Below are 14,289 nucleotides of genomic sequence, written 5' to 3'. Positions count from 1 at the left end.
CTGGCGTCGGGCTGGTCGTTGGCGGCGGCGAAGAGGGCGAATTCCGCAAGGTTGGGCGAGCGGTTGATGGAAATTTGGGAAACCTGCGTCCCCACGGCCGCGCTCAACCCAGGGCGGATGCCGTCCAGGAACCTCGCCGCCAGGTTCGTCCGCTCCGCGTCGTAAAGGCGGCAGATCATGCGGTCCCGGCCGATCGTGTCCGCGATCATGCCGAGCTGCCGGGGCCACGCGCAGGTCGTGCTCGCGATGTAGCCATCCGGGGTGCGCTCCTCCTGTGGAAACCTCATCAGCCCGCCCACCTTCACATGCTGGGCGAAGGCCGAGAGCTTCCAGTCCAGCACGTGCCGCATGTAGAAGATGATGTGCGTCTCGACGCCGCGAGCGGACAGCAGCTCCTTCAACTCCTGAAGCTGCGGCTGGCGGATGGATTGCAGCATCTCGTTCGAGATGACGATATCGCGGCCATCGGCGTCCGCGACAGCCCGGTCCAGCCAGGCTTCCAATTCCTCCCTGGAGAAGGCACGCGCGCTACGGTTGGGGAACAGGTATCGGGCCAGCAGCGTCCCGTTGCCCGAACTGATGCCCCCGGCCGCCGAGCGGAGGTCCTGCCCCTTGTCGCCATGGGGATAGTGGAGCCCCGCCTCATGGAGCACCTCCCGATGGCGGGCGAGGGCGGCTTGTATGCTGGAGGTGCCGGTCTTGCCCGCACCGATATGGAGGAAGGCACGCATCCGGATGTCCTCAGGAAAAGACGGTGTGGTCCACGGGAGCCGTTGAGCGGCGGCTGAGCCACAGCCCCCCTCCCGGGTTGAGCAGGAACCTGTCCATCTGCGGCGTCCCCGACGCGGTCACCGCCCCGGCAAGTTCCGTCCCGATGTAATGGTTGAAGAATTCAATCTGGAATTCGGCATTGTATTGAAGGAACAGATGGAGCGCATAGGCCTCGTTCCATCCGTGGCCGCGGTCAATGACCCAGCTGCGCGGATATTCGAACGGCGCGAATATCTCCTGAAAATGCACGAAGACACCCGGACGAAGGCGCGGCAGCGCCTCCGTCAGCAGGAAATGCACGTCGCTGCCGGCCTTGAGGACGTGCGTGCTGTTGATGAACAGGAGGTCGCCCGCCTCGAGCTTCTCGAACTGTGCGGGATCCAGGTCCTGCGCCCGGCTCTTGATGAGGCGGTGCGCGGGGTCGAGCGGGCCGATGGCCTGCTGGGCCGCGTCGGGATCTGGGGTGACGAAGGTGCAGGTCGTCTCCAGGTTCAGCCGCGCGATCGTGTCCAGCGCCAGCGCAGAGGCGAAGCCGCCGCCAATCTCCAGGATGCGGGCGGGCCGCAGGTGGTTCAGCATGGCCCAGTAGATGAGGGCGTCCCCAAAGCCATAGCCGCTGTTCTTGAAGAAGTAGCGAAAGGGCGGTGTGTGGGTGTCGGGGAAGGGAATCGTGGCGAAGAACGGGGCGAGGGCCGCGAGAAGGCGAAGCTGTTCCTCGGCCCGGAGGTCCACGCCGGGCAGGGCGCGCGGGGCGAAGAGACGCGGGGCATCCCTTTCCAGTTCGCGCCGGCTCGGGATGGGCGAATAGGCATGGCCCGCCGGCCATCGCGTCCGCGCATCACGGTCATCCTCGATGCGCTTCTGGTGTCCGGGGGTTTCGATGAAGGCGAGGAATGTGGCCTCGGCGGACCCCAGCCTCAGCGCCCGTTCGGTCCAAGCCTGCACCCATTCGGGCTTGGGCGCATCGTTTCGGGCCACATGCGCGAAAAGCGCGAGGACGAAGGGCTCGGCCTTGTCATGCGACCAGGATGTCACGCCTGTGTTCCTCGCCTCGTGTCCTCGGTGTGCATGGCCTGGATGGCATCCATGACCCGGACGAGGCCATCGCGCCACGCGGGAAGCCGTGCGCCGAAGGTGGCTTCCAGGCGTGTCACATCCAGCCGGGAATTGGCGGGACGCGCGGCCTTGGTCGGATACTCGGCGGTGGTGATGGCGTGCACCCGCGGCGATGGCCCGCCGGACGCCCCGGCCAGGGCGAAAATGGCCTCCGCGAAGCCGTGCCAGGACACGCTGTCGGGCGCGGTGGCATGGAACACGCCGGCATAATCGTCCCGCCAGCCGGTCTCGCGCAGGCGGGCCAGCACCACGGCGATGGCATCGGCCAGGTCGAGGGCCGAGGTCGGGTTGCCCAGCTGGTCCGCCACCACCCGCAATTCCGGGCGGGTGGCCCCCACGGCCAGCATGGTCTTTACGAAATTCTTACCCACCGGGCTGTAGACCCAGGCGGTGCGCAGCACGATGGTGCGCGGGTTCGCCGCGCGCGCCGCCCATTCGCCCGCGAGCTTGGTGCGGCCATAGGCGCCGACGGGGTTGGGGGCATCCGCCTCGGTGTAGAGGGACGGCTTGCCGCCGTCATAGACATAGTCGGTGCTGATCTGCACCAGCGGGATGCCCGCCTCGGCCGTCAGTCGCCCCAGCAGGGCAGGGCCCAGGGCATTGGCGCGGAACGCCGCCGCCTCGTCGTCCTCGGCCGCGTCCACCGCGGTCCAGGCGGCGCAGTTCACCACCGCGTCCGGCCGGATGGCGGCAAAGGCGGCCTCGACCGTCGCCGGCTGGTCGAATTCGAACTCCGGCTGGCCCACCAGCTCTGCCTCGAAGCCCGCTTCCGGCAGGCTCTGGGCGAGCCCCGTGGCCAGCTGCCCGCCCTTGCCCGTGACGAGGATGCGTCGCATCACCAGCTCCCCCTCGGAAAGATGACCCCGACATCGGCGAGGCGCGGCGCGCGGCCATCCTTTTCCGACACGACGGCGCCCTCCGGCGGCACGGGCCAGGCGATGCCCAAGGCTGGGTCGTTCCAGGAAATGCCGCCATCGGTCGCCGGGTCGTATTCCTGGTCCACCTTGTAGAGGACCTCGGTGTCCGGCTCGAGCGTCATGAACCCGTGCGCGAAGCCCCGCGGCACCCAGAGCTGCGCCCAGTTCTCGGCGGAAAGCTCCACCGCCACGTGGCGGCCATAGGTCGGGCTGCCCTCGCGGATGTCCACCGCCACGTCCAGGATGCGGCCGCGCACCACGCGCACCAGCTTGCCCTGCGCCGTCGGCGGGCGCTGGAAGTGCAGGCCGCGCACCACGCCCACCGCGGCGGAGAGCGAATGGTTGTCCTGCACGAAATCCACGTCGAGCCCGGCGGCGGCCAGCGCGCTGCGCTTCCACACCTCGCTGAAGAAGCCCCGCGCGTCGCCGAAGCGCCGCGGCTCGATCAGCAGGACCTCGGGGATGGCTTGGGGTGTGACCTTCATTCGTCGTGCAGCCCGTTCGCCACGTCCACCAGGTAGCGGCCATAGGCGGTCTTGCCCAGGCGCTCACCCCGCTCCCGCAGCTGGTCGGCGGTCAGGAAGCCGCGGCGGAAGGCGATCTCCTCCGGCGCCGAGACGAAGAGGCCTTGCCGCTCTTGCACCGTCTGCACGAAGGTCGCGGCCTGCAGCAGGCTCGCGGGGGTTCCCGCATCCAGCCAGGCGCAGCCGCGGCCCAGCTGCTCCGCACGCAGCGCGCCCGCCTCCATGTAGAGCAGGTTCAGGTCCGTGATCTCCAGCTCGCCGCGCGGGGAGGGGCGGACCTGCTTGGCCATCTCGACCACGCGCTTGTCGTAGAAATAGAGTCCGATCACGGCCCAGTCGGATTTCGGGGCCTTGGGCTTCTCCTCGATGGAGAGGACGCGGCCCTTGGCGTCGAACTCGGCGACGCCATAGCGCTCGGGGTCGGCCACGCGATAGCCGAACACCGTCGCATCGCCCTCGGCCGCGTGGCGGCGGGCCGCCAGCAGCAGGTCGGTCAGCCCCTCACCGTAGATAATGTTGTCGCCCAGCGCCAAGGCGCAGGCCTCGCCCGCGATGAACTCCTCCCCGATCAGGAAGGCCTGGGCGAGGCCATCGGGCGAGGGCTGTTCGGCGTAGGACAGCGTGATGCCGAAATCGCTGCCATCGCCCAGCAGGCGGCGGAAGGCGGGCAGGTCCTGCGGCGTCGAGATCACCAGGATGTCACGGATGCCCGCCAGCATCAGCGTGCCCAGCGGGTAGTAGACCATGGGCTTGTCATACACAGGCAGCAACTGCTTGGACGCCGCCAGCGTCATGGGGTGCAGGCGCGTGCCGGAGCCGCCCGCGAGGATGATGCCCTTCATGCCTTCACTCCCAGGCGCTGCCCGGCATAGGCGCCCGCGCGGATGGGCCCCCACCAGGCCTCGTTGTCCAGATACCAGCGGATGGTGTGCTCGAGCCCGCTCTCGAAGTCGAAGCGCGGCTTCCAGCCGAGCGCGGCCTCGGCGCCCGAAGGGTCCATGGCATAGCGGAAGTCATGGCCGGGCCGGTCACGCACGAAGGTGATCAGGCGCTCGCGCGGGCCGGCGGGGTCGGGGCGCAGCCGGTCCAGTGTGGCGCAGATGGCCTTCACCACTTCGAGGTTCGTGCGCTCCTGCCGCGGGCCGATGCAGTAGGTGGCGCCTGGTTCGCCGCGGAAGAGGGCGAGGACCAGCGCCTCGGCATGGTCCTCGACATGCAGCCAGTCGCGGATGTTGCTGCCCTCGCCATAGACGGGAAGGGGCTTGCCCTCCAGCGCGTTCAACGTGACCAGCGGGATCAGCTTCTCGGGGAATTGCCAGGGGCCGTAGTTGTTCGTGGTGTTCGAGACGAAGGTCGGCAGCCCATAGGTGTGGCGCCAGGCGCGCACCAGGTGGTCCGAGGCCGCCTTGGACGCGCTGTAGGGGCTGCGCGGGTCATAGGGCGTCTCGGGCGTGAAGGGCGCGTCGCCGGGATAGAGGCTGCCGAAGACCTCGTCGGTGGAGACATGGTGGAAGCGGAAGGCCGCGCGTCCCGCCTCGTCCAGCGTCATCCAATGGGCACGCGCCGCCTCCAGCAGCACCTGCGTGCCAACGATGTTGGTCTGGATGAACTCGGCCGGACCATCGATGGAGCGGTCCACATGGCTTTCCGCGGCCAGGTGCATCACCCGCGTGGGCTTGTGCGCGGCGAAGGCGGCGCGCACCGCCTCGGCATCGCAGATATCGGCTTTCACGTGGATGTGCCGAGCGTCGTGTGCGTGCATCGCGAGGGACGCGGGGCTCGCCGCGTAGGTCATCTTGTCGAGATTGACCACGGTCTCGCCGGTGGTGGCGAGAAGGTGGCGCACAACGGCGGAGCCGATGAAGCCAAACCCGCCTGTGAGGAGAATTGTCACGAAGCACCTGCCAGAATGTCGCGCGGAAACTTGCATTTGGCATGCACGAAGGCAAGTACGGCTCGGCGGGTGCCCGGCCGCCCCCGCGGAGCAGGCGGGTTCATGGCCATGCCCTGTTCCATCCGGCCATGCGCCGCGCGCGCGCGGTGGCCGCGCGGGGAGGCGGCGGACAGGTTATCGCCACGCCTCACGCCGCGACGGGGGCGGTGATGGCCTTGCCGGTGACGAGCACATTCTTGAGGTGGCGTTCCATGAAGCGCAGCTCCGGTGCATTGGCCTCGGCGATGGCCGCCAGCGCCTCCTCATAGCCAGGCTGCTCGTGCGCCATCGGGACGCCGCCGGTGGCGGCCTCCTTCGCGACATTCCGGGGCGGCAGCCTTGGCGGGCGGGGCCGGCCCGACACGGCGGCCACCGCGTCCACGAACTCCTCCATCTTCTCGATCGGGGCCAGGATGTGGTTGTCCTCCTGGAGCATCCGCTCCGCCTCCGCCTCGTCGCTGGTGCCGAAGACGTATTGCAGCTGTTCCTGGATGCACCGCTGCCGGAAGGGCGAGGGTTCGGTGAAGGCCTCGAGCAGGGTCTTGTCCATCAGGTAGTCGCGGAAGACATGCGCGGGCCTGCGGCGCACATAGTCATAGAAGGACACCACCCGCTTCACCGGGTCGCGCATCAGGGAGATGTACACACGCGGCCGTGCCGTCTTGGTCGGATTCACGATGGGATGGACCCGCGGGATGTGTCCGCCAATCAAGGAGTAATTCCGGTAGAAATCCGGACCATTCCACTTTTGAAGATTGAGCCTGTTCTTCTTCAGATCCTCACCTTTCGTGTATATGACGAAATGAGGATAAAACATGCGTCCTAATGACTGACGAAGCGAAGCGCCTCCTGTCTTCGGCACATGAAGGAAGAAAAAAATCGGTGACGAGGCGCCCGGCGGCGTGGGCCGGATAATCTGGGTCTGATTCATCGGCTTTCTCCTCTGCGGGCGCCGGCGCGGGAAATACAATTGACCAAAGTGCAATTGGACCGGAACGTCGCTCCTTTCTGCCCATGGCGGGGCGGGGGAGTATCGCGATTGCAAGGCAACATGGCGACTCCCCACCAGTTTGGATACGACAAGTATACGGGGCGCCCATCATGGGTAAAGGCCGGCGCGCGCCATCCAGCCCGGACCAGCGCCATTCCTTGCCTTGCCTATGGGCGATATGCCGCTTGTGCCGCGCAGGAACTACGCATAGAAGGCGCGTGTCATGGCTGCCGTCGGTCAGCCCTGGCGTTCCGGCCCCCGCAAGGTGCCGGAAAACAAAACCGTACACTCAGGAGACATCATATGTCCGAAGCCGAACAAACTGCGAAGCCTCCGGTCAACCCGGCCGAAGCCTTCGAAACCTTCACCCTCCTCGCACATCGCTGGACCGGTCTCGTCAACGCCTCGCCGTTGATGACCGCGCATGGCCTGACGGTGTCCAGCTTCGCCGTCCTGGCCGCCGCGGCGGCCGAGCCTGGCAACGCGGCGGGGCGCCTCGCGCGCAATGCCGGCCTTCCGAAGGGTGGCGCCGGTCCGGCCGTGCGCGATCTCAAGACCGCCGGCCTCATCGAGGAAGGCCGCGCTGCCAGCGGGAAGGGCCGCACCTACACGCCGACCGAGACGGGCCGCAATGCCCTGGCCGCCGTGCGCGAGGACATCGCCGCCCTTGCCGCCCAGCTGCCCGAGGCCAATTGGCGCGCGGTTCCCCGCATCGCCGCGATGACCCGCCGCATGGCGAAGCTCAGCGCTCCCGCCAAGGCGAGCGAAGCCGCCGAGGGCGACGAGGACTGAAAGCCTACGCGCGGGCGGCGCCTTGCCGCCCGCGCACTACCCTACCAGCCCCTGCAATGGCCGAAGGGCCTCGCTGCCGGGGAAGGTGTCGCGGCCCAGAAGCCGCGGCTCGAGGCCGAGATGCTCGGCCAGCATCCCCTTCATCACGGCACGCAGGTCGGTGGTCGGCATCAGGTCGCGCCGCTCGTAGAGCTGGTGCTCGGCCAGGCCGGGCCAGTCCGCCAGCACCCTGCCGCCCCGCACCGCCCCGCCGAGCAGCAGCGCCACCGTCCCTACACCGTGGTCCGTCCCGAGTGACCCGTTCACGCGCACCGTCCGGCCGAATTCCGTCACCACCGCCACCACCGTGTCCCGCCAGACCGGAAGCAGGCCGGCGCGCAAGGCGCCCAGCGCCGCGTCCAGCGCCGCGAGCCCGCGGCCCAACTGGCCTTGCACCGGCCCCTGGTTGTTATGGGTGTCCCAGCCGCCATAGCTGATAGCGGCGACGCGCGGACCATCGGGGCGCGCCATGATGCGCGCCGCCGCCGCGGCGTCGGTTGTGAAATCCGGCAGGCCCGCCTGGCGCGCCGCCGGCGCGCCCATGGCCTCGGGGTCGGCCTGCATCACGCCGTCCAGCGCCGCGCCGCGCCGCAGCGCCTCGGCCAGGACCGGGTCGCGTGCCTCGTAGAGGTCGAGAAGCCGGGCGATCGTATCGTCATCGGCGTAGCGGAAGGTCTGCCGCTGCCACGTCTCGACCGGCGCGGCCCCGCTCATGATCAAGGGCACCATGGGCGAGATGGCCAGGCCCCGCGGGGGCGGCAGGCGCTCTCCGCGCGGCAGCTGCTGCAGGGTGCGGTTGAGCCAGCCCGTTCGTTCGCCGCGCACCAGGCTCGGGAACCCGCTCTCCAGCAGATCCTGTGCGTCGAAATGGGAGCGTTCCCGGTAGGGCGTCGCCACCGCGTGGAGAATCAGCGCCTCGCGCGCGCGGTACATCTCCGCCAGGGCGGGCATGTTCCGGTTCAGCCCGAACATATTGTCCAGCGGCAGGGTGGCACCCGCCTGCGCCATCTCGCTGCCCGTGCGCCGCTCCGCATAGGCCGGGTCCCCGAGGGGGACGACGGCCGAGAGGCCATCCAGCCCGCCGCGCAGCACCACCACCAGCAGGCGCGGGTCACGCGCGCCGGCGGCGGAGGAGATCCGCGGCGCGTAGCTCCAGGCGAAGAGGCTGCCCAGTCCGGCCAGGGCGCCGCGGCGACCGATCAGGTGGCGCATGGGGTCTATCTCCTCTGCACTTCGGGGCTCATGGCCAGCAGGGCGACGGCCTGGCCCCCATTCGCCGCGCGTTGCAGCGCACGGCGGGTTTCTGCGGAGAGGCCGGCGCCGAACACCGCCTCGGCCACCTCGCGCGCATCGAAGCGCGCCTCCCGCTGCCCGGCGATCTGCAGCGCCCAGTCCAGCCGCGACTTCACCGCGTCGGGCGAGGCCCAGGCCTGGTCCTCCTCCGGCCATCCGGCGGGGGAGGGCGCGCCCATCCACGGCTGGCCCAGCGCGCGCAGAGTGGTGAACAGCATGGGCCGCGCGGGACGCCCCCCCATCATCCGCGCGACGCTGATGACGAGTTCCACGGGGGGACGCAGCTTGGCGGGCGGAAGCGACAGGCTCGCGGGGTGCGTCACCAGGGCTTCCATCACTGCGCGCAGGTCGCCATCCGTGGCCTGGAACACGCGCGCGAGCGCGGGCGCCACCTCCGGCGGGGCGGTGTCGCCCAGGAAGTGCCGCACGAGGCGGCGTGTGACGTGCCGCGCGGTGGAAGGATGCCGCGCCAGGTCCTCGAGCAGGGCCAGGAGCTGCTCCTCGCCCCCCTCGGGGTAGCGCTTGCCCAGGATGGTGCGGGGGCCGGGCTCATGCCGATCCGCGAGGAAGGCGATATCGGTCCCGTTCGGGCCGGGCTCCGGAATCGTCCAGCCTGTCAGGAGCTTCGCGGTCTCGACCACATCCTCCTGGGTGTAGCCGCCATCCACGCCAAGGGTGTGCAGTTCCAGCAGCTCACGCGCCAGGTTCTCGTTCAGCCCGCGCCGCGAACGCCGGCCCAAGGGCGAGTTCGGGCCGATGGACCGGTCATTGCCGAGATAGTTCAGCATCGCCGGATGGGTGGTGCAGGCGCGCAGCAGGTCGCGGAATCGGCCCAGCATGTGCGGGCGAATGGCCGCGCGGTCCATGTCGCCCGAGAGGTAGCTCGTGCTCTGCTGCGCCGCGACGGTGAAATGATTGCCCCAATGCAGGGAAAGCCGCTCATGCAGCGGCAGCGTGCTGGCGATGGCCCAAGACACGCGGAACTCCGCCTCGGCGCGGCTGATCTCCTGCTGATGGACGAATTCGGGGCGGCGCCTTTCGCGTCGCGCGGCCACCACCTCCATGGCCCGGGCACGGTGAAGGCGCAGCCCTTCGGCGAGGTCCGGCATGCCGTGGCCGGGTGGGATCAGCGTGGGCTGGCGCAGTTGCGCGAGCACCGCGTCGCGGCCATCCCCGGGCGGCTGGCCGCCGGGCGGGCCGAGAAGACCAAAGCGTGTCAGGGACAGGGAAATGGCCATGAAGCCATGTTATCACCGCCGGCGGTGACGCAGCAGATGAGAATTGGTGACGGAGTGTCACGCATCGCCGCTGGTGAACCGGGTGGGATTCGAACCCACGGCCATTCGATTAAAAGTCGAATGCTCTACCACTGAGCTACCGGTTCGCAGGCGCGCGGGGCGGAAAAACGCCACCCCGCGCGGCAAGTCAACCCGAGTGGGTTCAGGTGATGTCAGCCACCACCTGCATGCGGATCAGCCGGTCCGGGTTCCGGACCTGGCCAGACTGGCCGGCGCCGCGGGTGATACGATCCACATGCTCCATGCCCGCCGTCACCTGGCCCCAGATGGTGTACTGGCCATCGAGGAAGCTGCCCGGCGCGAACATGATGAAGAACTGGCTGTTCGCGCTGTTGGGGTTCTGCGAGCGGGCCATGCCGCAGGTGCCGCGCAGGAAGCGCGCGCGCGAGGGCGGCACGAATTCGGCCGGAAGATCGGCGAAGCCGCGGTCGCGGAAGCCGCCCGTGCCGGTGCCCGTGGGGTCGCCGCCCTGGGCCATGAAGCCCTCGATCACGCGGTGGAAGGGCGTGCCGTCATAGAGGCCCTGGCGGGTCAGCGTCTTGATGCGCTCGACATGCAGCGGGGCCAGGTCCGGGCGGAGCTGGATGGTGACGAGGCCGTTGTCCTTCAGCGTCATCCGCAGCGTGTTCTCGGGGTCCTGCGCGGGCGTCTGGGCCTCGGCTTCGTTCGTCTCGGTCATGATCGCTCCTGCGGCGAGAAGTGTGGTGGCGGTGAGAAGGGCGCGGCGTTGCATGTCGGGCCTCCTGTTCGGGGTCAGGCGCCCGCCTTCTGGCGGGTGCGGGCGAGGGTGCGTTCGAGCGTGAGCGGGGGGACGAAGCTTTGGATGTCACCGCCCAGCTGCGCGATCTCCTTCACGAAGCGCGAGGAGATGAAGTGGTTCCGCTCGCTGGCCATCAGATAGACCGTCTCGATCTCGTGATCGAGACGGGCATTCATCCCGGCCATCTGGAACTCATAGTCGAAATCGGTGACGGCGCGCAGCCCGCGCACGATCATCTGCGCCCCCACCTCGCGCGCGAAATGCACAAGGAGGCCCGTGAAGGGCACGACCTGGATGTTGCACCCGGTGCGCGCGGCGATGGCGTCGGTCTCGGCGCGGACCAGCTCGGCCCGCTCCTCCAGGGGGAAGAGGGGGCCCTTGCCGGCGTTCATCGCCACACCCACCACCAGCTTGTCCACCAGCCGCGCGGCACGGCCGATCACGTCCAGGTGGCCATTGGTGACGGGGTCGAAAGTGCCCGGATACAGGGCGGTACGCTCAACCATCTTCTTGCGTTTCCTCGACTTCTTCCAGGACGGGGAAGCAGCTTGTCACCCGCTCGCCCTCATCCAGCCTTTGCAGCATGACGCCCTGCGACTGCCGGCCCGTCTTGCGGACCTGCTCGGCCGCGAAACGGATGGCCTGGCCGCCATCGGTCATCAGCATGATGTGGTCGCCCGGATGGGTGACGAAATTGGCCACCACCGCGGAGCCGGTGCGCGCCGACAGGGTGAGGTTGGCGATGCCCTGCCCGCCACGGCCCGTCACGCGATACTCATAGGCGCTGCTGCGCTTGCCGAAGCCGCGGTCGGTGACGGTGAGCAGGAATTGCTCCGCCTGCTCCATCTCGGCCATGCGCTCGGGCGAGAGGGTGATCTCCTCCGACGCCTCGGCCTCCTCCACGGCGACGGGCGCGGCCTCCATCTCCTCGCCGGCCGCGCGGCGGCGGGCGCGAAGGTAGGCCTCACGCTCGGCCGGGCTGGCTTCGACATGGCGCAGCACCACCAGCGCGATCACGCCATCGCCGGGCGCGAGGCGGATGCCCCGCACGCCCGTCGAATCGCGGCCCGCGAAGACGCGCAGCGTGTCGGTGTCGGCCACGAAGCGGATGGCCTTGCCCTGGCGCGTGGCCAGCAGCACGTCATCGCCCTCCTGGCAGGTGGCGACGCCGATCAGCCGGTCGCCCTCGTCCAGCTTCATGGCGATCAGGCCGGAGGAGCGGATGTTGCGGAAATCCGACAGGCGGTTGCGCCGGACATCGCCGCCCTCGGTCGCGAAGACCAGGTGCAGCGCCTCCCAGAGGCTTTCATCCTGCGGCAGGGGGAGGACGGCGGTGATGCTCTCGCCCTCCTGCAATTGCAGCACCTGGCGCAGCGAACGCCCGCGCCCGCCCGTGCCGCCCTCGGGCAGCTGCCAGACCTTCTCGCGGAAGGCGATGCCGCGGCTGGTGAAGAAGATCACCCATTGGTGGGTGTGCGCCACGAAGCTGCGCACCACCACGTCATCGGCGCGGGTGGAGGCCGCACTCCGGCCGCGCCCGCCGCGATGCTGCGCGCGGAAGACGTCGAGCGCGGTGCGCTTCACATAGCCGTCGCGCGTCAGCGTCACGACCATGGAGGCGGGCGCGATCAGGCTCTCGTCGTCAATCTCGCCGTCAATATCCTCGATGCGCGTGAGGCGCGGGGAGGCGAGGGTGGCGCGGACGGCGGTGAGTTCCTCGGCCATCACCTCCATGCGGCGGGGGCGGCTGCCCAGGATGTCCAGCAGCTCCACGATGCGGGCCCCGACCTCCTGGAGTTCGCCCTCGATCTTGGCGCGCTCGAGGCCCGTCAGGCGTTGCAGGCGCAGTTCCAGGATGCCGCGCGCCTGGGCTTCCGTCAGGCGCATGGTGCCTTCGTCGGAGAGGATGTTTCCCTCGTCCTGCACCAGCGCCACCAGCGGCGCCACATCCGCCGCCGGCCAGTCGCGCGCCATCAGCGCCACGCGCGCCGCGGCCGCATCGGGGCTTTCGCGGATGAGGCGGATCACCTCGTCAATGTTCGCCACCGCGATGGCGAGGCCGACCAGGTTGTGCGCCCGCTCCCGCGCCTTCGCCAGGCGATGGCGCGAGCGGCGCAAGATCACCTCCTCGCGGAAGGCGATGAAGGCCAGCAGCGCGTCGCGGATGCCCATCTGCTGCGGGCGGCCGCCATTCAGCGCCAGGAAGTTCACCGGGAAGCTGATCTGCAGCTGCGTCATGCGGTAGAGCGTGTTCAGCACGATCTCCGCCACCGCGTCGCGCTTCAGCTCGATGACGATGCGAAGCCCCGAACGGTCGCTCTCGTCACGCAGGTCGCTGATGCCCTCGATCAGCTTGGAGCGGACGAGCTCGGCGATGCGCTCCACCAGCGTCGCCTTGTTCACCTGGTAGGGGATCTCGGTGATGATGATGGCCTGGCGCGGCCCCTTCACCTCGATGTCGCAGACGGCGCGCAGCGGGATGGAGCCGCGCCCCGTCTCGAAGGCCGCGCGGATGCCGGCGCGGCCCAGGATGATGCCGCCCGTGGGGAAGTCCGGCCCCGGGATGATCTCCATGAGTTCCTGCAAGGTGGTCGCGGGCTCCGCGATCAGCTTGAGGGTGGCGTCGATCACCTCGGTCGGGTTGTGGGTCGGGATGTTGGTGGCCATGCCCACCGCGATGCCGCCGGCGCCATTCACCAGCAGGTTGGGAAAGGCGGCGGGAAGCACCTTCGGCTCATTCGCGCTCTCGTCGTAGTTGGGCGCGAAATCGACGGTGTCCTCGTCAATCCCTTCCAGCAGGGCGGCGGCGGCCTTGGCCAGCCGCACCTCCGTGTAGCGCATGGCCGCCGGCGGGTCGCCGTCCATGGAGCCGAAATTGCCCTGCCCATCCACCAGCGGCACGCGCATGGAGAAGGGCTGCGCCATGCGGACCATGGCGTCATAGATCGCGCTGTCGCCGTGCGGGTGATACTTGCCCATCACGTCGCCGACGACGCGGGCGGATTTGCGGTGCGGCTTGTCGGCCGTGTAGCCCGCCTCGTCCATGGCGAACAGGATGCGCCGGTGCACCGGTTTCAGCCCGTCGCGCACATCGGGCAGCGCGCGGCTGACGATGACGCTCATCGCATAGTCGAGATAGGAGCGTCGCATCTCCTCCTCGAGGGCGATGGGCGCGATGTCCGAAGACGGGTCTTCCGGGGCGGTGTCGCTCAAGTCGCAATCCTCATGGCGCGGGGGCGCGCCGGGTCAGTCGGCAAAGGGTGAGGGAGGGGCAGGGGGTCAGAAGGGGATGTCGTCGTCCAGGTCGGCCTTCTTGGGCGCGTCCCAGCCCGAGCGCTGCCCGCCGCCCGAACGCCCGCCGCCGCCATAGCCGCCCGAACGCTGGGGCGCGGGGCTGTCGCCGCCGCCGCCATAGGAACGCTCCTCGCCCATGTCGCCGCCACCGCCACCGCCGCCGCGCCCGCCCACAAGGGTCAGTTCACCGCGGAAGTTCCGCAGGACGATCTCGGTCGTGTAGCGCTCCTGGCCCGACTGGTCCTGCCATTTGCGGGTTTCGAGCTGGCCTTCGATATAGACCTCGCTGCCCTTCTTCAGGTAGCGCTCGGCAATCTCGCCCAACTTCTCGTTGAAGATGGCGACGGAGTGCCACTCGGTGCGCTCCTGCATGTTGCCGTCACGGTCCTTGTAGCGCTCGGAGGTGGCGAGGCGCAGGTTCACCACGCGGCCGCCATTCTGGAAGTTCCGCACTTCCGGGTCCTTGCCGAGCCGGCCGAGGATGATCACCTTGTTCACGCCGGCCATGGGGGGAAAGCTCCTTGCAATCGGGTCGGACAACCTACCTTTTCGGCGCTCTCC

The 14,289-nt window shown here is 69.0% G+C and carries 14 protein-coding genes and 1 tRNA gene; 1 reads left to right on the top strand and 14 read right to left on the bottom strand.

The features are described 5' to 3' along the window. From JTN19_RS19950 to JTN19_RS20290, 7 genes are all read right to left on the bottom strand, one after another. A partial coding sequence (locus tag JTN19_RS19950) for a hypothetical protein (protein WP_206936318.1) occupies nt 1-731 on the bottom strand: 731 nt, incomplete at its 3' end. Between the two features lie 10 nt (nt 732-741). After that, nucleotides 742-1,884, bottom strand: a complete 1,143-nt coding sequence (locus JTN19_RS20565; protein ID WP_206936316.1) for a class I SAM-dependent methyltransferase — start codon at nt 1,882-1,884, stop codon at nt 742-744. Further along, entirely contained in the window at nt 1,803-2,723 is a 921-nt protein-coding gene (gene rfbD / locus JTN19_RS19940; protein ID WP_340643376.1) for a dTDP-4-dehydrorhamnose reductase, read from the bottom strand. The genes JTN19_RS20565 and rfbD overlap by 82 nt, the downstream gene beginning before the upstream one ends. Next, nucleotides 2,723-3,289 (bottom strand): dTDP-4-dehydrorhamnose 3,5-epimerase, encoded by a 567-nt coding sequence (rfbC, locus tag JTN19_RS19935; RefSeq protein WP_206936314.1) that lies wholly within the window; start codon nt 3,287-3,289, stop codon nt 2,723-2,725. Before rfbC ends, rfbD begins: the two co-directional genes overlap by 1 nt. After that, nucleotides 3,286-4,170 carry a glucose-1-phosphate thymidylyltransferase RfbA gene (gene rfbA, locus JTN19_RS19930; protein WP_206936313.1) on the bottom strand — a complete coding sequence of 295 codons (885 nt, stop codon included), beginning with the start codon at nt 4,168-4,170 and terminating at the stop codon, nt 3,286-3,288. The genes rfbC and rfbA overlap by 4 nt, the downstream gene beginning before the upstream one ends. Further along, nucleotides 4,167-5,222 (bottom strand): dTDP-glucose 4,6-dehydratase, encoded by a 1,056-nt coding sequence (rfbB, locus tag JTN19_RS19925; RefSeq protein WP_206936311.1) that lies wholly within the window; start codon nt 5,220-5,222, stop codon nt 4,167-4,169. Before rfbB ends, rfbA begins: the two co-directional genes overlap by 4 nt. Before the next feature lie 187 nt (nt 5,223-5,409). Continuing rightward, nucleotides 5,410-5,892 (bottom strand): hypothetical protein, encoded by a 483-nt coding sequence (locus JTN19_RS20290; RefSeq protein WP_242531314.1) that lies wholly within the window; start codon nt 5,890-5,892, stop codon nt 5,410-5,412. Between the two features lie 663 nt (nt 5,893-6,555). Between JTN19_RS20290 and JTN19_RS19915 the strand changes: the two genes are divergently transcribed. After that, nucleotides 6,556-7,044, top strand: a complete 489-nt coding sequence (locus tag JTN19_RS19915) for a MarR family winged helix-turn-helix transcriptional regulator (protein ID WP_206936309.1) — start codon at nt 6,556-6,558, stop codon at nt 7,042-7,044. A 36-nt stretch (nt 7,045-7,080) separates the two neighbouring features. Here the strand turns inward: JTN19_RS19915 and JTN19_RS19910 are convergent, their stop codons facing one another. The 7 genes from JTN19_RS19910 to ssb form a co-directional block, all read right to left on the bottom strand. Beyond that, nucleotides 7,081-8,295 (bottom strand): DUF1501 domain-containing protein, encoded by a 1,215-nt coding sequence (locus tag JTN19_RS19910; protein ID WP_206936308.1) that lies wholly within the window; start codon nt 8,293-8,295, stop codon nt 7,081-7,083. Between the two features lie 5 nt (nt 8,296-8,300). Continuing rightward, nucleotides 8,301-9,614: a DUF1800 domain-containing protein gene (locus JTN19_RS19905; protein ID WP_206936307.1), complete on the bottom strand. Its 1,314-nt coding sequence runs from the start codon at nt 9,612-9,614 to the stop codon at nt 8,301-8,303. Nucleotides 9,615-9,685: 71 nt separating this feature from the next. Next, nucleotides 9,686-9,760, bottom strand: a tRNA-Lys gene (locus JTN19_RS19900). A gap of 56 nt (nt 9,761-9,816) precedes the next feature. Further along, the gene (locus JTN19_RS19895) at nt 9,817-10,353 is read right to left on the bottom strand and encodes a peptidylprolyl isomerase (RefSeq protein ID WP_242531313.1); all 537 of its coding nucleotides are present in this window, start codon (nt 10,351-10,353) and stop codon (nt 9,817-9,819) included. 74 nt (nt 10,354-10,427) lie between these two features. After that, a complete protein-coding gene (gene coaD, locus JTN19_RS19890) occupies nt 10,428-10,940 on the bottom strand; it encodes a pantetheine-phosphate adenylyltransferase (protein ID WP_206936302.1) in 513 nt (170 codons plus the stop codon). Beyond that, nucleotides 10,933-13,647, bottom strand: a complete 2,715-nt coding sequence (gyrA, locus tag JTN19_RS19885; protein ID WP_206936299.1) for a DNA gyrase subunit A — start codon at nt 13,645-13,647, stop codon at nt 10,933-10,935. The genes coaD and gyrA overlap by 8 nt, the downstream gene beginning before the upstream one ends. A gap of 66 nt (nt 13,648-13,713) precedes the next feature. Then, complete coding sequence (ssb, locus tag JTN19_RS19880) at nt 13,714-14,235, bottom strand: single-stranded DNA-binding protein (protein WP_206936288.1); 522 nt, start codon at nt 14,233-14,235, stop codon at nt 13,714-13,716. Nucleotides 14,236-14,289 lie beyond the last annotated feature (54 nt).

It is taken from the genome of Roseococcus thiosulfatophilus (genome assembly GCF_017311575.1).
Taxonomy (GTDB): Bacteria; Pseudomonadota; Alphaproteobacteria; order Acetobacterales; family Acetobacteraceae; genus Roseococcus; species Roseococcus thiosulfatophilus.
Note: the sequence above shows the minus strand (reverse complement) of the source record. Positions and strands in the feature narration are given on the sequence as shown.